This is a genomic window from Aquabacterium sp. TM01 (assembly GCF_057808345.1).
Genome location: NZ_AP046529.1, coordinates 711,433 through 732,924 on the forward strand (window position 1 = coordinate 711,433; position 21,492 = coordinate 732,924).

Below are 21,492 nucleotides of genomic sequence, written 5' to 3' on the forward strand. Positions count from 1 at the left end.
CGTCAGGCGTCTTTGCGGGCCTTCTTTTTCTTGCCCTTGCCCTTGCCCTTGGACTTGTCCTTGCCGACGCTCTTGTGCGGCTTGTCGCCGGAGGGGCGTGGCGCACGGGCCTCGTCCCAGACGCCCGAGGGCAGCCCACCGGCCTTGCCGCCGGGGATGCCCCGCTCCAGTTCGGCCTCCAGGCGCTCGCACAGGGTGCGCAGGATTTTGACCCGCGCATAGCGCTTGTCGTCTGACTCGACCAGGGTCCAGGGCGCTTCGCCGGTGCTCGTGCGCTCGACCATGTCGCACACGGCCTGCTGGTAGGCATCCCATTTCTCGCGGTTGCGCCAGTCCTCTTCCGTGATCTTGAACTGCTTGAAGGGCACCTTGGCGCGCTCTTCAAAGCGGCGCAACTGCTCGTCGCGGCTGGTCTGCAGCCAGAACTTGACCACGATGATGCCGGCCGCGCTCAGCTCGTGCTCGAAGTCGTTGATCTCGTTGTAGGCGCGCAGCCAGTCGTTCTCGCTGCAAAAGCCTTCCACGCGCTCAACCAGCACGCGCCCATACCAGGTACGGTCAAAAATGGTCAGATGCCCGCGGCGCGGCAGGTGGTGCCAGAAGCGCCACAGATAGGGCTGCGCTTTTTCGGCCTCGGTGGGGGCGGCCACCGGCACGATCTGGTACTGCCTCGCGTCCAGCGCCGAGGAGATGCGCCGGATGGCGCCGCCCTTGCCCGCGGCATCGGCCCCTTCAAACGCACACACGAGGGCGCGGTCCTTGAAGCGCGGATCGCGCATCAGCTCGAACAGGCGGGCCTGCCAGCGTGACAGCTCGCTCTCGTACTGGCGTTCCTCCATCTTCAGGCTTAGGTCCAGCTCGGTCAGCACATTGCGCCCGTCGGTGTCCACGCGCACCATCGGGGCCACCGGCGGGCGGGGGGAATCGGGGCTGGCCAGGCGGGCGCGGATCGCGTCCAGCATCACCTTGCCCACCGTCAGGTTGCGGTAGCGGTCGTCGCTGCCGTCCAGCACCACCCACGGCGCTTGCGGCGTGTTGGTCATGCGCAGCATGTGGCCGGCGGCATCTTGCAGCTTGTCAAAGGTCTTGAGCCGGTCCCAGTTCCACTGCGTCACGCGCCAGGCGGTGCGCGGGTCGCTCGCCAGCGACTTCAGGCGCTGACGCTGCGCGTCCTTGGTCAGGTGGAACCAGAACTTCAGCACCAGCGCGCCCTCGTTGGCCAGCATGGCCTCGAAGCGGTTGATCTGGTCGGCGCGCGCGTCCAGCTCCTTGAGCGAAAGGTGGCCCAGCAGGCGCTCGCGGATCGGGTCCGAATACCAGGAGCCCGCGAAGATGCCGATGCGGCCCTTGGGCGGCAGCGAGCGCCAGTAACGCCACATCAGGGGGCGCTCGCGCTCCTCGTCGGTGGGGGCGGCAAACGCCAGGGTGGACAGGAAGCGCGGGTCCATCCATTCGTAGAGCAGGTTGATGGTTTCGCCCTTGCCCGAGCCATCCTGTCCGCTGATGAGCACCAGCACGGGCATCTTCTTGCGCTGGTACAGCTCGATCTGCGCGTCCAGCAGCGCGGCGCGCAAGGCCGGCACCTCGGCGCGGTACACGTCCTTGCTGATCTTGTGCCCGATGGCGGCCGATTCAAACATCGTGCTTCTCCTGCTCGCTCACCACCCAGCCCAGCAAGGCGGCCCGGTCGGCGTCGCTGATGGTCATGCCCTCGCGCTCGCACGCGGCCAGCGCCACCCCGCAGGTGGTGGCCACGAGGTCGTCAAACGCGGTTGGGGCGCTCGTCGGATCAAAGCCATTGAACAGCAACGCCCGCAGCAGCGCATGGATGTCGGGCCGGCTCACGCTCACCTGTGCGTCCAGGCACAGCTCGTGGATGCGCTTGCTGGTGCTGGCCAGGGCATAGGGGCCTTCGGCCAGGGCGGCGGACAGGGCCTGCAGCACGGCGCGGTACTTGTAGCCGGGCATGGCGGGCAGGTTGGCCACCTGCAGCATGGGCGCCACCTGCGGCCAACGCGGATCGAGCGAGGGCAGGTCGCCCGCCGTGGCGGCCGACTGGCTCAAAAAGTCAGGCGCGTGGCGCTGCGGGTCCAGTGCATGCCCGCCCAGGTGCGACCACGAGATCTCGACCCCCGGCGGGTGCAGGGTCTCCAGCAGGCGCTTGAAGGTGCCGTGTCCCAGCCAGTCGGTGTCGATGCCGGGCACGTGCTGGCGCACCAGATGCGCCAGTCGGGCCACGGCCACCGGGCGGGCCGAGCTGGCCACGGCGTCGACCAGCAGGCGCTCGATCTGCGCGCGCGGGTCGGACAGGGGGGCGGCGGCCGTCGATGCGGTCGCGATGGGGCTGTGCGGTGCTTCCGCCCGCGCGCTGCGAGGGGCCTCGGGGGGCACGGCACCACCGGCCCCCCGCAGGCGGCGCGGGTCATACAGCCAGTTGTTCTCGCGGTCGATGCGCAGCGGGTCCAGCGTCAGGTCGCGCAGAAAGCCCGTGAAGGTGCCGCGCCCGGCCCAGCGCGAATCGGTCAGACCCGGCACCTGGGTGGCCAGGATGCGCGTGAGCGCGGGCAGCATGATGGGCTCGGGCGATTTGTCCATCACTGACCAGATCAGGGCCTCGGCCTGGGCCAGCAAGCTCTCGAAGTCCGGGGGGGCGGTGGGGGTGCTGTCTTCGTCGCCAAAGCCCAGGGCCTCGCTGACGAAGGCGTCCGGGTCGATGATCAGGTCGGACGAGGCGTCGTAGGACGCCGAGGTGGCCCCCGCCGCGAAGATGGTGGTGCGGCGGTCGTCGCGGCGCAGCTTGCGCAGAACGGGCGTGAAATCGGCATCGGCCGAGAACACGATGAACTCGTCGTAGTGCGTGGGGCTTTGCAGCACGTCCACCATGTCCAGCACCATGTGGATGTCGGTGCTGGTCTTGCCCGCCGAGGTCATGGGCGGGCAGTCGATGATCTCGAAGCCCGCCTTGCTGAAACCAAAGCGAAAGCGCTGGTACATCACCGGGTTGAGGTAGCAGCGCCGCACCAGGATGCGCCGCTGCACCGGCGCCTCGGGGGCCAGTGGCATCGCCAGCTGGGTGGTGACCCAGTTGAGCCAGCGCAGCGGGTCGCTGGCGAAAGCCTCGGCATAGGCCACGTCCAGGCGGCGCAGCCCGGAGTACACATTGTCAAAGTCGACAAACAGCGCCGATTTCAAAGCGGGCACCGTGCTCATCGCAGCACCATCACCGGGACCGGGCTCAGGCGCAGCAGGGTGGTGGTCGTGCTGCCCACGATGAACTCGCGGATGCGCGAGTGTCCGTAGGCCCCCATCGCCAGCAGGCTGTGCGGCCGCTGGCCCAGCAAGGCCAGGATCTCGGTTTCCGGCACGCCGGGCGACAGCAGGGACTCGACGCGGCGGCCGTCGGCTTCCAGCTTCTGGCGCGCGGTCAGCAAGGTGGCGCGGTGATCCGGCGTGTCGGTGCCCACCATCAGCAAAGTGACTGGCAGGCCGGTGAGGATGGGGCTGGCGGCGAGGCGCTCGACCACGCGCTGAGCGGTGGGGCTGCCGTCGTAGGCGACCACGATCTGGTCGGGGGCGGTGAAAGTCTCGCTGGGCACCACCAGCACCGTGCGGCTGACGCTGCGCACCAAGCGCTCGATGTGGTGATCGAGGTGGCGGCGACCGCGCGTGGTCGGCTGGCGGTTCTGGCCCAGCACAAACAGGCGCGCATCGTTCTGCCAGGCCAGTGCGGCCTCGCTCAGTTCGTCCTGGCGCACCACGCTGTCCACCTCGCGCACCCCGGCTTCGCTGGCGTGCGCCTGCGCGGCGCTGACCATGCGGCGGCCGGCTTCCTGGGCGATCTGGCTGCGTTGGGCGTCGAGTTCGCCGAGTTGCTGCAACAAGACGTCGGGCGCCCCCAGGCCAATGGCGCCGTTCGCATCGGTGCCCAGGGACAGGCTGACCTGCGGCTCGACCACATGGGCCAGCACCAGGGGCAGGGACAGCCGGCGGGCCGACCAGGCGGCCGCATCGATCACGGCAGGGGTGTTGGTGTGACCGTCAATGCAGGCGTAGACCTTGTTCATGTGTGCTCTTTGTCTGTGGGGGCGTCGAAATTCTATGTGGTGTCTCGCCTGTGCCCCCAGGCCAGCATGGCGTGGTCTTGGGGATGGGCTCAGGCCTTGTCGGGCGAGTCGCTGTCGTGTTCGCCCTCTTCATAGACCACATTGGCGCGGCCCACCAGCAGTGGGTCGGGCATGGGCACATGGCTCATGTCCTTGTTGGTGTAAGGCAGCTTGTGCAGCACATAGCGCATGCCATTGAGGCGTGCGCGCTTCTTGCAATCGCTCTTGATCACCGTCCAGGGGGCATCGGCCGTGTCGGTGTGGAAGAACATGGCTTCCTTGGCGCGGGTGTAGTCGTCCCACTTGTCGAGCGAGGCCAGGTCCACGGGCGAGAGCTTCCACTGCTTGAGCGGGTGGGTCTCGCGTTCCTTGAAACGGCGGCGTTGCTCGTCGCGGCTCACCGAGAACCAGAACTTGATCAGGTGCACGCCCGAGCGCACGAGGTTGCGCTCGAACTCGGGCGCCTGGCGCATGAACTCCTTGTACTCGGCATCCGAGCAAAAGCCCATCACCTTTTCCACGCCTGCGCGGTTGTACCAGCTGCGGTCGAACAGCACGATCTCGCCGGCGGTAGGCAGGTGCTGCACATAGCGTTGGAAGTACCACTGACCGCGCTCGACGTCGCTGGGCTTTTCCAGCGCGACCACGCGGGCGCCACGCGGGTTGAGGTGCTCCATCATGCGTTTGATGGTGCCACCCTTGCCCGCCGCATCGCGCCCTTCAAACAGGATCACGACCTTCTGCCCCGTGGTCTTCACCCAGGCCTGCAGCTTGAGCAGTTCGACCTGCAGGCGGTATTTTTGCTTCTCATAGCTCTTGCGGGCCATCAGGTTGCGATAGGGGTAGGCCGTCGCATCGCGCCATTGCGGGCTGAGCGCCTCATCGGGGTGCACCGTCACCTCGGGCTCGTCCAGCATGCCCTTGAGGGCGGCGCGCAGCACCTCGGCGTCGTCGGGCGAGGCGCCTTTCAGCACCGACTCCAAGGCCTGGGCCAGGGTGGCGGGGGGCGTTTGCGTGACGATGTCACGCAAGGCCTCGACCTGGGCGATCTGCCTCGCTTCGGTGGCCTGGGCGGCCACCTGCAGTGCCAGACCCTCAGGGGTCAGCGCGGTGCTGATGTCGCCGGCCGTGGCGCGACGTGATGAGGGGCGGCGTGAGCGAGGCGAGGAAGTGGGCGCGGCCATCGAGGAACGTCTCCGTGTGGTCTGGGTGAAACAAAAAGCAAGCGTACTCCGATGCCCTCTGAATGAACGGGATGGCTGCCTGGATTGCTCATTTATTCCACCTCGGGGGCGAAACAAAAAGAGGGCAGATCCTGGGGCATGGCTGCTCTGAACGTTTTCCCTGATGCCTTGGGGGGGGCGGGTCCTGAGAATCCCTGATGACCTTCGCAGAGCCAACAAGGGAGACAAAATGAAGCGTTTCATGATTGCCGCGCTGGCGGCCGCCAGCCTTCTGGCCGCCTGTGGCGGCGGCGACAGCGGGACCAACCGCGTGACCGCGCTCAAGGTGGTGGGGGCCAGCCTGGCGGACTCGGGCACCTTTGGGTTCAAGTTCACCGTGCAGGCGGCGGGGGGCACACCCTATCAGGTGTACCCGGAGCGGGTGGCGACTGCCTACGGCCTGCCGGCGCTGTGCGCGGCCTACCGCTTCACTGCCCCCAGCACCTTCACGCCCCAAGCCGGGTGCACCAACCATGCGGTGGCCGGGGCGGGCATCAACTACGGTGTGTTTTCGGACACGAACAGCGACAGCGTCAACGACCTGTTCACCGCGGCGCCCTCGGTGCCCGCGTCTCAACTGCGTCAGTTGGTGAACCTGGGAAGTCAGGGCTTTGCCTGGGGTGATCTCTTGATCGTGGGCGAAGGCTCGGCCAATGACACCGCCACCCTGGCGACGGCCTACCTGACCGATGCGCAAACGGCGGTCACCTTGAGCCCGACGACGCTGTTCAAACAGGTCATCACCGCGCTTCTGAACGATGGCGGCGCCGTGGCCGGTGCTGGGGTTCTGGCCACCGACGGCGGTCTGGCGGCCGGGACGGCCTACATGCAGCAGCTCGCCAGGACGCTGGTGGCCTCGGTGCGGACGAACGCCATCCAACGGGGTGCACGCCGCGTCTTGATCCTCAACACCCTGGATGTCACCCTCACGCCGCGCTTTGAGGCCACGTTGGCGCAGATCGCGGCAGGCCCCGGTGGGGCGACGCAGGCCACCAATGTGCGCACACTGGTCCGCGCCTGGATCAACGCCTACAACACCACCCTGGCCCAGGAGGTTCAGCAACTGGCGGGGCAGGTGGTGGTGGCCGACTTCTATGCGGCCTTCAATGCGCAGATGGCACAGCCCGCGCAATATGGGCTGACCAACATCACCCACACGGTGTGTGATGAGACGTATGCCCGGTCCACGGCGTATACACCCACTCCGGCAACGGCAGGCAGCACCTCGCTGAACACGCCTGCGGTGGTGCAGGCCTGCAACGACAGCTACGCCGCCACCATCACGCCCTCGGCCAATGCCACCGGCACCACCTGGTGGACCACCTACCTGTTCGCCGACAACTTCCACCCGACACCCCGTGGCCACGAGTTGCTGGCCGATGTCGTGACCCAGCGCCTGCGTACCGCTGGTTGGCTGTGAGCACGTGATCCAGCGCCTGCTCGGCGTCTCAGAAACACCAACGGGGCCCAAGGGCCCCGTCGTCACGTCAAGGACTCCTCAGACTCAGGCCGCCTGTGCCTTGGCTGTCACGGCCTTGCCGCTCTTGAGGCCCAGCTTGGCCATCAGCGCCTGGTCCTTGTCGAACTCGGGGTTGCCGGTGGTCAGCAGCTTGTCGCCGTAAAAGATGGAGTTGGCGCCCGCCAGGAAGCACATGGCCTGCACAGCCTCGCTCATGGCCTGGCGACCCGCCGACAGGCGCACGCGCGCCGTGGGCATGGTGATGCGGGCTACCGCGATGGTGCGCACGAACTCCAGCGGGTCGAGCTGCGGGGTTTCGGCCAGCGGGGTGCCGGGCACGCGCACCAGGTCGTTGATGGGCACCGACTCGGGGAACACCGGCAGGTTGGCCAGCTGGGCGATCAGGCCGGCGCGGCCTTCACGTGTCTCGCCCATGCCGACGATGCCGCCGCTGCACACCTTCAGGTTGGCCTTGCGCACATGTGCCAGCGTGTCCAGGCGGTCTTCCAGGTCCCGCGTGGTGATGATGTCGCCGTACAGCTCGGGGGCGGTGTCGAGGTTGTGGTTGTAATAGTCGAGGCCAGCGTCTTTCAGAGATTGGGCTTGGGTGTCGGTCAGCATGCCCAGCGTGCAGCAGGCTTCCAGGCCTTCTTGCTTGATCACGCCGATCAGTTCGGCCACCTTCTCGATGTCGCGGTCTTTCGGGGCACGCCAGGCGGCACCCATGCAGAAGCGGCTGGCGCCGGCGTCACGCGCGGCCACGACGGCCTCGCGCACTTCGTCGGGGGACATCAGCTTGCTGGCCTCCACGCCGGTGTCGTAGGACGCCGATTGCGGGCAGTAGCCGCAGTCTTCCGGGCAGCCGCCGGTTTTCACCGACAGCAGGGTGGCGTGTTCGATCTCGTTGGCGTCCCAATGGGCGCGGTGCACCTGCTGGGCCTGCCAGAGCAGGTCGTTGAACGGCAGGTTGAACAACGCCAGCACCTTCGCACGCGGCCATCGGCCATCGGCGAAATCCGGGTCGGTACAGTCACCGCCACAGCCGTGGCTGTTGAGCACGGACTTCTTGGGCACCAGCTGGATGGGCTTGGCCGAGGTGTCGGAGGCCGGGGCAGCAGAAGACGGGGTCGTGCACTGGGACATGGCGAGGTCCGCGCCTGAACGCGGCTGGAGTTGAAACACAAGCGGGTGCCAGTTTAGTCTCCTTGGTAGGTGACTGTGTTGACGTCATTCGCAACACGTTGACGTGAGTGGGTATTCGCGTCAGGGGTAAGCTTCGCCCCATGCGTTTTGAACACCTCATCGAAGTCAATGCTCCCGCCGAGAGCCTGCAGCTCGTGGCGCCCACGTTCACGCGCGAACAGCTTTGGCAGGGCCTGATGCTGCGCGTTCAGCAGCCGCAGCGTTTCCCCATGGGGCCGGAGTCCTGCACCTGGCGCGAAACCGAGCCAGGGGTCTATGCGCGCACCGTGGTGTTCGGCCCGCACATCCTCAACGATGTGGTGGTGACCCAGCCTCACGCCGAACTGGTGTTCACACCCGAGGCCCACGGCGGCACCGCCCCGATCCGCCTGACCATCCGCATCGAAGAGCCGCAGCCGGGGCGAATGCTCCTGCGCTTCATCTACGAAGCATTGGCCGAACAGAGCGACGAAGAGCGCTACTACAACGACTACCGTCACAACGCGTGGCTGCACAGCGACCGCGACATGGTGCGCACGCTGCGTCAGTGGCTGTCGGACGAGGGGCTGTGAGCCCGCGTTGAGCGTCAGGCTGCTGGCAGGCGCACGGTGAAGCGGGTGCCCACGCCCGGCTCGCTCACCACGCTCACGCTGCCTTGCATGCGCTCCACCAGTTGCTTGACGATGTAGAGCCCCAGGCCGGTGCCCTCGGCGTGGTTCATGGCCGAGGGCAAGCGTTTGAAGGGCTGAAAGAGCTGGGCCGCGTCTTCGGCGCACATGCCGATGCCGTCGTCTCCGATGTCGATCACGATGTCGTCGCCCTCCTGCCGGGTGTCGATCGTGGCATGCCCCCGGGTGCGGTTGTACTTGCAGGCATTGCTCAGCAGGTTGATGACGATCTGGCGCAGGCGCTGGGGGTCGACCTGTGCGCACAAGGGGGTGTCGGCCGCCCGGTTCAGGATGGTGACCTGGTGCGCTTGGCGCGCGGCATCGAGCAGGGGCAGACACTCGCGTACCAGGGCGTTCACGTCCACGCTGCTCAGGTGCAGGGTGATCTCGCCCGCCTCCACTTTCGAGAGGTCGAGCACGTCTTCGATCAGGGCCAGCAACTGCTGACCGGCCGTCAAAATCCAGTGCACCTGCTGGCGCTGGGCCTCGGCCAAGGCGGGGCGCTCAGCGAGTCCCAGCAGTTGCGCAAAGCCCAGGATCGCGTTCAGTGGCGTGCGCAACTCGTGGCTCAGGCGTGAGAGGAAGGCCCGCTGCGCCTGGGCCACCCGCTCGGCGGCTTCGCGTTTCAAGGCCTGCTCGGCCTGGTGTGCGGCGTCGGTCACATCCCTCAGCACGCCGATCAGGGCGGCACTGCTGCCGCTGTCCGGCGAGAGGCGTCGGCCACAGGCTTCCAGCGTGCGCACCGGGCCATCCGGGTGGCGCACACGGTAGGTGATCCGGTAGTCCTGCCCGTCCCGCAAGACCTCATCCACCTCGTTCTGGGTGCGCTGGGTGTCCTCTTCCACGATGAGGGTGCGCAGCGCGGCCCGCGTCAAGGAGACGGCCTGGGGGCCCAGCCCGTGCATGGCCGCCGCCGCGCCGTCGAGCTGGATGGTGCCGGTGGCGGCGTCCATCTGGTAGAGGCCCAGCCCGGCCGCACTGGAGGCCAGCTCCCAGCGCCGGCGTGCCTCGGTCAGCGAGCGGGTGTGGCGACTTTGCTGCTGGAGGGTGCGCCAGATCAGCAGCGCACTGCCGAGGGCCAGGACGGTGGTGATGAGCGCGATGCCGGTCAGCAGCACGGTGGTGGTCGTGCGCGAGGCCTTGGCCCACGAGAGGGCGAGGCGGCGGGCCGTGTCGTGCATGCTCACCTCCAGCACGTCGATGCGTCGCAGGGTGGTGTCGATGTCGTCGGGGCTGGCGTCATGCTGGGCAAGCACGCGCAGGCGCAGGGCCTCCTGGTCCAGTTGCCGCATCTGCGCGTCGGTCTGGCGCCAGGCGTCACGGGTGGTGGGGTTCATGAAGCGTGTGCCGAACCAGCGGTACAGCCTGAGCATGGCTGCCACGTCGTCCGGATGGCGGCCGGCCTCGACCATCAGTGTTTCAACCTGCGGCAGACCCTCCGGGCCGTACTGGCGCAGCAGATCACGGGTCTGGCGTGCGCTGTCGGGCAGGCGCATGGCCTCGCGGTAGCGGGCCCAGTCGGCCTCGGTGTGGCTGCGGGCGTAGCGCAGCAGGGCGCTGATGGCCTGGGCTTGGGCGCTGGCCGTCTGGTTGGTGCTGAGTTCGTAGGCCCGGACGGCAGCCTGGATCTGCACGGCCGCCATCGCCAGCGCACCCACCATCACGAGGACGAGCAGCGGGAGCCCGAACAGCGTGAGGTGGCTCCATCGAATGGCGTGGGGACGGACTGATGGCGAGCGTGAGGTCATGCAGCGGAGGCGGGCAGGCCCAGACACGGGGCTCGCGCAAGCAGGCCGAGGGTCTCGGGTGGGTTCATTGAGTGTATGCACAGTCCGCCCGCTTGGGCACCCTCCAAGCTCAGGGATTGTCCGATTTTCTCAGGCGGTTGGCAGGCAGGCATGGGGGAGGCTGGTCCAGAAGGGGGGCAAGCGCTGGGCGGCTTGCCAGGCCTGCTGCAGGCGGGGCACCTGGTCCTGCATGGCGGCCCGGTCAGGCCCCAGGCCCCGGACCACGCAGACGGCCGCCGGGCGGCAACGGCCGGCGGCCTGCACATCGTCGGGGCTCAGCAGCCCGCCAATGGCCACCACCGGGGCGGGGCTGTGGCGCACCCACCAGCTCAGGTTCTCGGGGCCTTGGGGCACCCAGGGCATGTCCTTGGTGGTGGTGGGCTTGACCGGCCCACAGGCGATCAGGCTGGCGCCGCAGCCGGCCGCGCGGGCCAGCTCCCACAGGCTGTGCGAGCTCAGGCCCAGCATGAGGTGCTGGCGTGCGTCCAGCAGGGTGCGGTGGTCGGCGGCATCCAGGGCCAGCAGGTCTTCCTGGCCGAGGTGCAGGCCCACGGACGCTGGGGGCGCGATGGGGCGGCGCGCCCAGGCCTGCAGGGCTTCCCGCCAATGGTCGTTGATGAAGAGCTGGGCCCCCACCGCCAGGCAGCGCGCCAGGCTGTCGTGCAGATGGGGCAACAAGCCGGCGCGGGCCTTGTGGCGCAGCTGCACGCAGCGCAAGCCCGCCTGCAGCGCGTGGCCCAGGTGCGCGCTGTCCGGCAGGATACCGTAGAGCCCATCGGGTGGCGGGGCAAAGGGCTGGAACAGCGGGGCCGGGGCGCATGCGGCGGGGCGGCCCAGCGTCAGTTGCCAGGGCAGCGCCTCCCCCAGTCCCAGCCAGGGCAGGGGGGCGCCGCCGGCCTGCACGCCGGCGGCAAAGTCGGCGTGGGCTTTCACGGGGCCGGCGCCCTGGCCGGCGGCGTGCGAGCGCATCAGCGCGTGGTGGGTGAGCATCTTGGCCAGCACGATGGCATCGGCCTCGACGTGGCCGAGCGCCCAGGCCGCCGCCACCGCGCTGGCGAAGGTGCAGCCGGTACCGTGGGTGTGGGGCGTGGGCACGCGGGGGGCGCTCAACCAGCCGTGGGCGTGGGGCGTGTCCAGCCAGTCCAGGCTGTGCGCCGCCGCGGCACCACACGGGCGCGTCGGGGCATCTCCTCCGGTGATCACCACGCTGCGTGCCCCGAGGCCCCGCAGGGCGCGGGCCAGCGCCGGGATGGCCTCGGCCGGGCCACCGTGTTCGGCGGGCTCGCCCAGCAGGCACCGGGCTTCGGCCCGGTTGGGCGTGATCACGGTGGCGCGGGGCAGCAACAGCGTGCGGTAGGCGGCCACGATGGCCTCGTCGCTGAAGGTGGCGCCGCCCGCGCTGGCCCCCAGCACCGGGTCCACGATCAGGGCCAGCTGGCGGTGCGGATCGACGCCCGCCGGGGTCTGAGCGCGCCCCTGGTCCACCCAGCGTGCCACCGCTTCGATGGCCGCCACACTGCCCAGCAGCCCGGTCTTGATGGCACGGGGAGGCAGATCGCCGGTCAGCGCGTGCAGCTGGCTGGCCAGCTGGTCGGCGGGCACCGGCCATACGGCGTCGACCCCGCATGAATGTTGGGCGGTCAAGGCGCTCACGACCGGGCACAGGTGCACCCCCAGGGCATCGGCGGCGCGTTGGTCCGCACTCAGTCCGGCGCCGCCGGAGGTGTCCTGGCCCGCGATGCTCCAGATCACCGGCGGGCGTTCACGGGGTTCGGTGGGCGGGGCAGTCGCCGGGGTGGCGCGTGGGGCTGTCTGCTGCGTGGCGTGCAGGTCGGGCTTCATGGCAGCACAAAGGGTTGGCCGCCCACTGGGGTGGAGGCAATGGCGACGTCGCTGGTGGGCATCAGGCCGGCGCGATGGCCGTCCCGTCCCGCTTGCACCGCATGACGGAAGGCGCGGGCCATGCGCACCGGATCGTGCGCCTGCGACACCGCCGAGTTCAGCAGCACTGCGTCCATGCCCAGCTCCATCGCCGCGGCGGCGTGCGAGGGTGCGCCCAGGCCGGCGTCGACGATCAGGGTGACGTCAGGCAGGCGGGCGCGCAAGGTGCGCAGCGCCCAGGGGTTGAGCAGGCCCAGGCCCGAGCCGATGGGCGCCGCCCAGGGCATGAGAATGCGGCAGCCCGCATCGACCAGGCGGCGCGCGCTCACCAGGTCATCGGTGCAGTAGGGCAGCACCTCGAAGCCATCGCGGGTGAGCTGTGCGGCGGCCGCGACCAGCTCGAACGGGTCGGGCTGCAGGGTCTGCTCGTCGCCGATCACCTCCAGCTTGATCCAGTGGGTGCCCAGCAGCTCCCGTGCCATGTGGGCCAGGGTGATGGCTTCGTGGGCGCTGCGGCAACCGGCGGTGTTGGGCAGCAGGTGGGCGCCGTGATCGCGGGCGGTGTCGCGGATGATCTGCACAAAGCCGTTGTCGCCGCCACCGGGCACGGCCAGGGTGCGCTTGAGGCCCAAGGTCAGCACCTGGCTGCCCGAGGCCAGGATGGCCAGGCGCAGGGCGTCCGGGGACGGGTAGCCGGCCGTGCCCAACAGGAAGCGGCTGCTCAGCGTGGTCTCGCCGATCTGCCAGGTGTCGTCGACGGGGTGGGTTGGGGATGACATCGGTTCAGCCTCCGGTGATGGGTGAAAAACACAGCACCGCATCGCCATCGGCCAGCGGGTAGCTGGCGCGTGCGGCGCGGGCCACGAACTGGCCATTGACGGCGGTCGCGACGCTGTGGTCGTCCTGGTTTGTCTGGCTCAGGATGTGAGCCAGGGCGCTGGCCAGCGTGCTGCCGATGGGCAACTGCACGGGGCCGTGGTCGCTCTGGATGGTGATCAGCTCGGTCATGGCATCAAACAGCAAGAGGAGCAACAGGGTGGGGGCGCCGCGCGGTGGCGCCGGTAATGTCCAGCGTCGTGCCCAGGCCGATGCGCGCCAGGGCCTCATCGACCACCGAGGGGGCCAGCAGCCAGCCGTGGCGGTACAGGCCGTTGAGGCGCACCAGGCCGGCTTCGGTGTGGATCTCGGGGTGGTTGTCGGGCAGGGCCGGGCGCAGGTTGGTGTCCAGGCGCACGATGCGGGCCTCGGCCAAGGCGGGCAGCACACTGTGGGCGGCTGCCATCAGTTCCACCGCGCTGCGCAGGGACATGGGCGAGCGGTCTTCACTTTCGAGCTCGCTGGCCCCCACCAGCACGAGGTCGCCCGGGCGCGGGACGATGTAGACCCGGTGGCGGGGGTGCAGCAGACGCACCGGACGGTGTAGTCCCGCCCCCGGCGCATGCAGCCAGACAAGTTCACCGCGCACGCCGCGCACCGGCGCATCGGGGCGGGCACCCACGCCGCGGGTGTCAAACACCCAGTCGAACCCCCGCAGCGTGGTTTCACCCTTCACGCCCAGCGCGCCGGGCTTCACGGTGGCGACGGGTGCCTGCCAGTGCCACTGCACGCCGGGCGCGTCGGCGTGCAGGGTCTGCATCGCCTGCACGGCATCGATCTGGCCTTCGCCGGGCAGCATCCAGGCATGCAGTGGCCCCAGGCTGCTGTGCAAGCCGGGCTCGGCTTCGCGCAAGCCGCTCGCGTCCAGCGCCTGAGGCTGCTGCGGCCAGGCCGCCTCCTGCGCCAAGGCGGCCAGGCGGTTCAGTACGCGGTGGGCCGCACCCAGGTCCGGCCGGTGCGCCACCATCAGGCTGCCCCGGCGGGCAAAGTACGGCGGCACGACGCGGCGTTGCGCCCATCCGGCACACAGCGCCTCCCAATGTGCCAGGCTGTCCCAGCCACGGGCGGCCAGGTCCGGCTCGGCGGTCTCCAGCTCGGCCAGCGGGCTGAGCATGCCGGCCGCGGTGAAGCCGGCCGCGCCCTGCCCGTCAAAGCCGGGCGCCGGGCCCGGTGCCGGATCGAACACGCTGACGGCATGGCCGCGCTGGGCCAGGGCCCAGGCCAGCAGGCGCCCCAGCAGGCCCGCACCGGCAATGCCGATGCGGGGCAGCGAGGAGGTCAAGGTCTCGCAAGACATGGCAGGCTCCCCGTACGGTCAGGACCGCGTGTCGGCGGGGTGGATCGGGATGTAGAGCTCCCCGCCCACCTGCTTGAACTCCTCGGACTTGGCGGCCATGCCCTGTGCGAGGGCCTCGCCATCGGCCACGCCTTGCTGCGCCGCAAACTCCCGCACCTCCTGCGTGATCTTCATCGAGCAGAACTTGGGGCCGCACATCGAGCAAAAGTGCGCCACCTTGGCCGCGTCCTTGGGCAGCGTCTCGTCGTGAAAGTCGCGCGCCGTCTCGGGGTCCAGACCCAGGTTGAACTGGTCCTGCCAGCGGAAGTCAAAGCGCGCCTGCGAGAGCGCGTCGTCGCGCGCCCGCGCCCCCGGGTGGCCCTTGGCGATGTCGGCCGCGTGCGCGGCGATCTTGTAGGCGATCAGCCCCTGCTTGACGTCGTCGCGGTTGGGCAGGCCCAGGTGTTCCTTCGGCGTCACGTAGCACAGCATGGCCGTGCCCATCCAGCCGATCATGGCCGCGCCAATGGCCGAGGCAATGTGGTCGTAGCCTGGCGCGATGTCGATGGTCAGCGGGCCCAGGGTGTAGAAGGGCGCCTCGTGGCAGTGTTTGAGCTGCTCGTCCATGTTGGCCTGGATCAGGTGCATGGGCACATGGCCAGGGCCTTCGATGATCGTTTGCACATCGTGTTTCCACGCGATCTGCGTGAGCTCGCCCAGCGTGTGCAGCTCGGCAAACTGGGCCTCGTCGTTGGCGTCCGACAGGCACCCCGGGCGCAGGCCATCGCCCAGCGAGAAGGTCACGTCGTACGCCTTCATGATCTCGCAGATGTCTTCGAAGTGCGTGTACAGGAAGTTCTCCCGGTGGTGCGCAATGCACCACTTGGCCAGGATCGAGCCGCCGCGCGAGACGATGCCCGTGCGGCGCTGCGCCGTCATCGGGATGAAGGGCAGGCGCAGGCCCGCATGGATGGTGAAGTAGTCCACCCCTTGCTCGGCCTGCTCGATCAGCGTGTCGCGGAAGATCGCCCAGGTCAGGTCCTCGGCCACGCCGCCCACTTTTTCCAGCGCCTGATAGATGGGCACGGTGCCAATGGGCACGGGGCTGTTGCGCATGATCCAGTCGCGTGTGGTGTGGATGTGCTTGCCGGTGGACAGGTCCATCACCGTGTCGGCGCCCCAGCGGATCGACCACACCAGCTTTTCCACCTCCTCTTCGATCGACGAGGTCACCGCCGAGTTGCCGATGTTGGCATTGACCTTGACCAGGAAGTTGCGGCCAATGGCCATCGGCTCCAGCTCGGTGTGGTTGATGTTGGCGGGGATCACGGCACGACCACGGGCCACCTCGTCGCGCACGAACTCGGGCGTGATCTCGCGCGGGATCATCGCGCCCATCGGGTGGCCACGCAGCCGCGCTTCGCGCTCGGCGTCCTGGCTGTACTTGCTGCGCCAGTCTTCGGCCAGGTCCAGGCGGCGCTGGTTCTCGCGCAGCGCCACAAATTCCATCTCGGGCGTGATGATGCCGCGGCGGGCGTAATGCATCTGCGTCACGTTGGCGCCGACCTGGGCGCGGCGGGGTTGGCGCTGCAGTCCTTGAGCGGCGGCACGCAAGGCGGCCATGCGCACGTCATGGCGCTCGCCGGGCTGCAGGCCGTCGTCCATCGCTTGCACGCTGCGGCCTGCATAGGTCTCGGTGTCGCCGCGTGCCACCACGGCAGCCTCGCGCACCGGCGGCAGGCCGCAGGTCACGTCGATCTCGACATTCGGGTCGGTGTAGGGGCCCGAGCAGTCGTACAGGGTGACGCATTCCCCGTTGGTCAGCGCCACCTCGCGCATCGGCACGCGCACGCCGTCGTGGCTGCCCTCCACATAGACCTTGCGGGAGGCGGGCAGGGGCTCGCGCGTCAGGCGGGTCAACTCGGCCAGCGCCTGCTGGGCAACGATCGGGTCGGGGGCATTCATGGGCGTCTCTCCTTGGCAGCAAGTGGGGCAACACAAGCTCCGAGGGACGCCGCAAGGGGCCGTCAACGGGCAGACGAGGGTGGGGTGCGCAAACAGGCCTGGCCAGTGGCGGCGTGCCGCGCACTGGAAGGGCGGCACCCACCTTCGGCACCGGGTCGGGCCTCTGGCAGAGACGGCTCTTCTTTCGCCGGTATGAACCGGATCAAGTTCAGCGGGTTCGGCACGATGCCATCTCAGCGCCCACACACTTCATGTGCGGCACACCCCGGAGCAGCGCACAGTGTACGTCGGGGACGCCGCCGCCGGCAAGGGGAGTGTCATGGGGCCCGTCACGCGCCCGCAGACCGACGTGCGCGTGTGCGTGGACGGGGCGAGGTGCACGCGGCGTGCACTCAGGGCGCGGTTTTCAGCGGGTCTTCGCGCGCTGCACCGTGATGCGGTGATCACGCTGCGGCGTGACTGCGGACCCGCAGCTGCCACAGCCGCCTCCGCAGGCCGCGGTGGGCGCCTGGGCCCCGGGCATGGCACGTTCGCAAGGCGTACCCTCGGCGCTCACCGGGCGCTGCCACAGCCCCCGCCACGTCGGCCACCAGCGCCGCACCAGATACGCCAGCGCGACCAGCCCGATGCCCAGCGTCACCCAGTTTTGCCAGTCGAAGAAGAAGGCGGCGGCAGGCATGTCAGGCACTCCACTGCAGGGCGAGCCGGTACACGACCCACGACATCGCATACGCCAGCGAGAACAGGTAAGCCGCCATGATCAGCGGCACCCGCCAGCCATTGGTCTCGCGCCGCACGGCAATCAGGGTGGGCAGGCACTGCGGCGCATACACATACCAGGTCATCAGCGACAGGGCGGTGGGCAGGGACCAGGCCTGAGCCAGCACGCCTTGCAAGGCGGTGTGCAGGTCATCGCCAGTCTGGGCAATGGCATAGACCGTGCCCAGCCCCGCCACGGCCACTTCGCGTGCGGCCATGCCCGGGATCAGCGCGATGCAGATCTGCCAGGTGAAGCCAATGGGCTCGAACACCACCGCCATCGCGCGCCCGATCATGCCGGCCAGGCTGTACTCGATCGCTGGCGCCGTGGCCCCTGCAGGCGCGCCGGGAAAGTTCGCCAGGAACCACAGCATCACCATCAGCGACAGGATGATGGTGCCCACGCGGGTGACGAACACCTTCGCCCGCTCCCACAGCCCCACCGCCAGGTTGCGCAGATGCGGCCAGTGGTAATCGGGCAGCTCCATCAGCAGCGGCTGGGCTTCAGACTGTTTGAACACCCGCCTCAGCACGAGCGCCACGATCAGGGCCGAGACGATGCCCGCCATGTACAGCCCGAACAGCACCAGGCCCTGCAGGTTGAACAGGCCACCCACCGTGCGATCCGGGATGAAGGCCGCGATCAGCAGCGCATACACCGGCAGCCGCGCCGAGCAGGTCATCAGCGGCGCGATCAGGATGGTCTTGAGCCGGTCGTGCGGATCGCCAATGGTGCGCGTGGCCATGATGCCGGGGATGGCGCAGGCAAAGCTCGACAACAGCGGGATGAAGGCGCGGCCCGACAGTCCCACGCTGCCCATGATGCGGTCGAGCAAAAAGGCCGCACGCGGCAGGTAGCCCGAATCTTCCAGCACCAGGATGAAGCCGAACAGGATCAGGATCTGCGGCAGGAACACCAGCACCCCGCCGGCCCCACCGATCACCCCCTCCACCAGCAGCTTGCGCAGCATCCCGTCGGGCATGTGCGCCTGCACCCAGGCGCCGATCTGACCCACGCCGGTGTCGATCAGGTCCATGGGCCCCGCCGCCCAGCTGAACACCGCCTGAAACACCAGGAACATCAGCGCGGCCAGGATCACCGGGCCGAGTACCGGGTGCAGCACCCAGTGGTCCAGCCGGGCGGTCAGCGGATTGCCTTCTTCGGGCATGTGCACGCAGGCAGCAAGCAACTCACCCACGCGGCGGTGGCTCTGCTCCACCGGCGTGGCGGCCACGCGCGCCATCTCGCGGGGCCGTGTGGGGGCGGGCAACTGCGCCCAGCCCGTCTGGTCCAGCGTTGCCAGCAAGGCCTGCTCGCCGCCGCTGCGCACCGCCACCGCTTCGACCACCGGGATGCCGAGTTCGGCCTGCAGGCGGGCCACGTCGATGTGGATGCCGCGTTGCGTCGCTTGGTCCATCATGTTGAGCACCAGCACCATGGGCACGTCCAGCGTCTGCAACTCCAGCACCATGCGCAGGTTCAGGCGCAGGTTGGTGGCGTCCACCACGCAGACCAGGCCCATCGGCGCTGACTCCCCGGCGCGCACCCCGGCGATCACATCGCGGGTGATGGCCTCATCGGGCGTGGCCGCCAGCAGGCTGTAGGCGCCAGGCAGGTCCAGCAAACGCCAGGCCTGGCCGGCCGGCGAGACAAACTGCCCCTCCTTGCGTTCCACCGTCACGCCAGCATAGTTGCCGACCTTCTGGCGTGCCCCCGTGAGGCGGTTGAACAAGGCGGTCTTGCCGCAATTGGGGTTGCCAACCAGCGCGATCAGCGGGGTGGTTGACACAGGGGGTGTCGCAGCCGCCATGACCGTCGCTCCTGCAAACTACAAAGAATAAAATAGGTCACCGTGGGGCTCAGCCCGGCAGCACCTCGATCAACGAGGACTCCATCCGGCGCATCGCAAACGTGCTCGTGCCCACCCGCACGGCCAGGGGCCCGTGACCGTGGAACACCCGTCGCAGCACCTGCACGCGCTCGCCCGGGACGAAACCCAGCTCCATCAAGCGCCGCTTCAGAGCCCCGCCATCGTGGTGGCTGCTGCGCACCTCCCGGATCGTGGCAAAGGTGCACACCGGCAACTGGTCCAAGGTGGTGGCCAGCAGGGTGGGCGAGGGAGCGCGGTGTGCCGTCATACCCCATTCTATGAACAAATGCGAACCATTCGCAACAAGGGGCCTTGATTCACATCAGCTCAGCGCGCTTGACAGAACATGTTCATGGGGGGTGTTTACCCCACACTGACGGGGGATGTTTCTCAAGCAGCACTTCCAGACCCATCCGCAGGTTGTTGATTCATAACGACTTTTCCTTTGCAATTTTGCCCTCGAATCGGTTGTAAGTCTTTGATTTCATTGGAATTTTTTCGCTTGCCGGCTGTTCGGGAGCGTCGCCATCGGGTAAAGTGGGATTTAGTGCAAATTCGTGGGGTTTTGTGTGAGTCTGGTCTTTCAGGGAGCATCAGCGCTGTCGCTGGACGCAAAGGGACGCATGGCCGTTCCGGTGCGCCATCGCGACGCCCTGCAAGCCCTGTGCAGCGGCCAACTCACCGTCACCAAACACCCTGAAGGCTGCCTGATGGTCTTTCCGCGCCCCGCGTGGGAGATCTTCCGCGACAAGGTGGCCGCCTTGCCCATGTCCGCCTCGGGCTGGAAGCGCATCTTTCTGGGCAACGCCCAGGACGTCGAGATCGACAGTGCGGCCCGCGTGCTGGTGGCGCCCGAGTTGCGCGCCGCTGCCGGCCTCACCAAGGACGTGATGTTGCTGGGCATGGGCAGCCACTTCGAGTTGTGGGATGCGCAGCGCTACGCCGCGCACGAGGCCGAAGTCATGGCGCAAGCCATGCCCGACGCGCTTCAGGACTTCACCTTCTGACGCGATGCAACAGGCCACATCACCTTTGCAGCATCGCACCGTCCTGCTGCACGAGGCAGTCGATGGTTTGTGGGATCCGGCCGTGGGTCCGCATCCGCAGGGCGTCTACGTGGACGCCACCTTTGGCCGTGGTGGCCACTCGCGCCTGATCCTGTCCAAGCTGGGCCCTGAGGCTCGCCTGATCGCCCTCGATCGCGACCCGGATGCCATCGCGCACGCCACGCAAGGGCCGGACGCCATCACCGATCCGCGCTTCCAGATCGTGCACGCGCCGTTTTCTTCTTGGGCCGAGGTCATCGCCGACCTGGGTCTGGGCCCGGTGCACGGCCTGCTGATGGACATCGGCGTGTCCTCGCCCCAGATCGACAACCCGGAGCGCGGCTTCAGTTTCCGTTTCGATGCGCCGCTCGACATGCGCATGGACACCACCCAGGGCGAGAGCGCGGCCGATTTCCTGGCCCACGCCTCGGTCGACGAACTGACGGAAGTGATTCGCACCTATGGAGAAGAACGGTTTGCTTGGCCCATTGCAAAGGCGCTTGTCGCTCGTCGCGATGAAGGCCAGCCTGTGCGCACCACAGGCGAGCTGTCCGCGGTCGTGGCTCGTACGGTCAAAACCCGTGAAGTCGGTCAAGATCCCGCCACCCGCACCTTCCAGGCTCTTCGGATTCACGTCAACCGCGAGCTCGGCGAGCTCGAAGATGCGCTGGCCTCTGCCCTGACGATGCTGGCGCCCGGCGGGCGTCTGGCGGTCATCAGCTTCCACTCGCTGGAAGACCGCATCGTCAAGACCTTCATTGCCAAACACAGCAAGGAAGAGGTCGATCGCCGTGTGCCGTTTGCGGCCCCGAAGCCGCTGATGCTGCACGCCATCGGGCGTGTCAAGCCGTCTGAAGCTGAGGTGGCGGGCAACCCGCGCTCGCGCTCGGCGGTGCTGCGTGTGGCCGAGCGCACCGAGGTGCCCTGGTCGCCGGAGCCTGAGGCAGGGGCTGGTCGCGCGCCGCGTGGCAAGGCCGGGGGCACCAAAGGGGGCGGCGCGAAGGCCGGTGGGCGAGGGGCGCGTAGATGACCCAGCGCCTCAACATCGCCCTGGCCGTGGCCCTGTTGCTGAGCAGCTTCTGGCTCATCGGCAGCAGCCATGAGTCGCGCGGCCTGTTCGTGGCGCTCGACAAGGCCCGCGCCCAGGCCAGCGAGTTGCAGATCGAGTTCGAGCGACTGCAGGTGGACAAGCGTGCGCAGGCCACGCCGCTGCGCGTGGAAAAACTCGCGCGCGACAAGCTCAAGATGTTCGACAACTCGCCAGCGCGCACTCACTATGTGGCGCTGTCCGAGTCGGGCAAGGTGCTGTCGTCCTCGCCCGCCAAGGTGCAGGAGGTGGCCCCATGAGCCGCCTGGCCGATGTCTGGCGTCGCCTGTTCCGCCGTCCGCGCAAGCA

18 protein-coding genes, 1 pseudogene and 1 riboswitch are annotated in these 21,492 nt (G+C 68.4%); of the genes and pseudogenes, 5 read left to right on the forward strand and 14 right to left on the reverse strand.

Going from position 1 to position 21,492, the window contains the following annotated elements; genetic code table 11:
* Positions 1-2: 2 nt before the first annotated feature.
* The 4 genes from pap to ppk2 form a co-directional block, all read right to left on the reverse strand.
* Positions 3-1,640 carry a polyphosphate:AMP phosphotransferase gene (gene pap, locus AC3WW4_RS03270; protein WP_488826963.1) on the reverse strand — a complete coding sequence of 546 codons (1,638 nt, stop codon included), beginning with the start codon at positions 1,638-1,640 and terminating at the stop codon, positions 3-5.
* Positions 1,633-3,210 (reverse strand): NYN domain-containing protein, encoded by a 1,578-nt coding sequence (locus tag AC3WW4_RS03275; RefSeq protein WP_488826964.1) that lies wholly within the window; start codon positions 3,208-3,210, stop codon positions 1,633-1,635. The genes pap and AC3WW4_RS03275 overlap by 8 nt, the downstream gene beginning before the upstream one ends.
* Positions 3,207-4,064, reverse strand: a complete 858-nt coding sequence (locus AC3WW4_RS03280; protein WP_488826965.1) for a universal stress protein — start codon at positions 4,062-4,064, stop codon at positions 3,207-3,209. Before AC3WW4_RS03280 ends, AC3WW4_RS03275 begins: the two co-directional genes overlap by 4 nt.
* Positions 4,065-4,153: 89 nt before the next feature.
* Positions 4,154-5,287, reverse strand: a complete 1,134-nt coding sequence (gene ppk2, locus AC3WW4_RS03285) for a polyphosphate kinase 2 (protein ID WP_488826966.1) — start codon at positions 5,285-5,287, stop codon at positions 4,154-4,156.
* Between the two features lie 229 nt (positions 5,288-5,516).
* On the opposite strand from ppk2, the gene AC3WW4_RS03290 reads away from it, so the two are divergent.
* Positions 5,517-6,746 (forward strand): SGNH/GDSL hydrolase family protein, encoded by a 1,230-nt coding sequence (locus tag AC3WW4_RS03290; RefSeq protein WP_488826967.1) that lies wholly within the window; start codon positions 5,517-5,519, stop codon positions 6,744-6,746.
* Positions 6,747-6,830: 84 nt separating this feature from the next.
* On the opposite strand, the gene bioB is transcribed toward AC3WW4_RS03290, so the two are convergent.
* Positions 6,831-7,928 (reverse strand): biotin synthase BioB, encoded by a 1,098-nt coding sequence (bioB, locus tag AC3WW4_RS03295; RefSeq protein ID WP_488826968.1) that lies wholly within the window; start codon positions 7,926-7,928, stop codon positions 6,831-6,833.
* Positions 7,929-8,068: 140 nt separating this feature from the next.
* On the opposite strand from bioB, the gene AC3WW4_RS03300 reads away from it, so the two are divergent.
* The gene (locus AC3WW4_RS03300) at positions 8,069-8,539 is read left to right on the forward strand and encodes an AtaL-like protein (RefSeq protein WP_488826969.1); all 471 of its coding nucleotides are present in this window, start codon (positions 8,069-8,071) and stop codon (positions 8,537-8,539) included.
* Positions 8,540-8,553: 14 nt separating this feature from the next.
* Here AC3WW4_RS03300 and AC3WW4_RS03305 read toward each other — a convergent pair whose 3' ends face one another.
* The 9 genes from AC3WW4_RS03305 to AC3WW4_RS03345 all read right to left on the reverse strand — a co-directional run bounded on the left by AC3WW4_RS03305 (position 8,554) and on the right by AC3WW4_RS03345 (position 19,318).
* Positions 8,554-10,383, reverse strand: coding sequence for a sensor histidine kinase (locus tag AC3WW4_RS03305; protein WP_488826970.1), 1,830 nt, complete (start codon positions 10,381-10,383; stop codon positions 8,554-8,556).
* Between the two features lie 129 nt (positions 10,384-10,512).
* The gene (locus tag AC3WW4_RS03310; RefSeq protein WP_488826971.1) at positions 10,513-12,264 is read right to left on the reverse strand and encodes a bifunctional hydroxymethylpyrimidine kinase/phosphomethylpyrimidine kinase; all 1,752 of its coding nucleotides are present in this window, start codon (positions 12,262-12,264) and stop codon (positions 10,513-10,515) included.
* Positions 12,261-13,082 (reverse strand): thiazole synthase, encoded by an 822-nt coding sequence (locus tag AC3WW4_RS03315; protein ID WP_488826972.1) that lies wholly within the window; start codon positions 13,080-13,082, stop codon positions 12,261-12,263. Before AC3WW4_RS03315 ends, AC3WW4_RS03310 begins: the two co-directional genes overlap by 4 nt.
* Before the next feature lie 4 nt (positions 13,083-13,086).
* The gene (gene thiS / locus AC3WW4_RS03320; protein ID WP_488826973.1) at positions 13,087-13,311 is read right to left on the reverse strand and encodes a sulfur carrier protein ThiS; all 225 of its coding nucleotides are present in this window, start codon (positions 13,309-13,311) and stop codon (positions 13,087-13,089) included.
* A 4-nt stretch (positions 13,312-13,315) separates the two neighbouring features.
* Positions 13,316-14,476 carry an FAD-dependent oxidoreductase gene (locus tag AC3WW4_RS03325; protein WP_488826974.1) on the reverse strand — a complete coding sequence of 387 codons (1,161 nt, stop codon included), beginning with the start codon at positions 14,474-14,476 and terminating at the stop codon, positions 13,316-13,318.
* 18 nt (positions 14,477-14,494) lie between these two features.
* Positions 14,495-16,420, reverse strand: a complete 1,926-nt coding sequence (thiC, locus tag AC3WW4_RS03330) for a phosphomethylpyrimidine synthase ThiC (RefSeq protein WP_488826975.1) — start codon at positions 16,418-16,420, stop codon at positions 14,495-14,497.
* 162 nt (positions 16,421-16,582) lie between these two features.
* A riboswitch (TPP riboswitch) is annotated at positions 16,583-16,698 on the reverse strand.
* Positions 16,699-16,826: 128 nt separating this feature from the next.
* Positions 16,827-17,099: a hypothetical protein gene (locus AC3WW4_RS03335; protein ID WP_488826977.1), complete on the reverse strand. Its 273-nt coding sequence runs from the start codon at positions 17,097-17,099 to the stop codon at positions 16,827-16,829.
* 1 nt (position 17,100) lies between these two features.
* The gene (gene feoB / locus AC3WW4_RS03340; protein ID WP_488826978.1) at positions 17,101-18,990 is read right to left on the reverse strand and encodes a ferrous iron transporter B; all 1,890 of its coding nucleotides are present in this window, start codon (positions 18,988-18,990) and stop codon (positions 17,101-17,103) included.
* Between the two features lie 49 nt (positions 18,991-19,039).
* Positions 19,040-19,318, reverse strand: a complete 279-nt coding sequence (locus AC3WW4_RS03345; RefSeq protein WP_488826980.1) for a FeoA family protein — start codon at positions 19,316-19,318, stop codon at positions 19,040-19,042.
* A 307-nt stretch (positions 19,319-19,625) separates the two neighbouring features.
* Here AC3WW4_RS03345 and mraZ point away from each other — a divergent pair, with 307 nt between their 5' ends.
* The 3 genes and pseudogenes from mraZ (at position 19,626) to ftsL (ending at position 21,443) form a co-directional block, all read left to right on the forward strand.
* Positions 19,626-20,057 (forward strand): division/cell wall cluster transcriptional repressor MraZ, encoded by a 432-nt coding sequence (gene mraZ, locus AC3WW4_RS03350; RefSeq protein ID WP_488829684.1) that lies wholly within the window; start codon positions 19,626-19,628, stop codon positions 20,055-20,057.
* A 4-nt stretch (positions 20,058-20,061) separates the two neighbouring features.
* Positions 20,062-21,021, forward strand: a pseudogene (gene rsmH, locus AC3WW4_RS03355) (16S rRNA (cytosine(1402)-N(4))-methyltransferase RsmH); the annotation flags it as partial.
* 101 nt (positions 21,022-21,122) lie between these two features.
* The gene (gene ftsL, locus AC3WW4_RS03360; protein WP_488826981.1) at positions 21,123-21,443 is read left to right on the forward strand and encodes a cell division protein FtsL; all 321 of its coding nucleotides are present in this window, start codon (positions 21,123-21,125) and stop codon (positions 21,441-21,443) included.
* Positions 21,444-21,492: the final 49 nt, after the last annotated feature.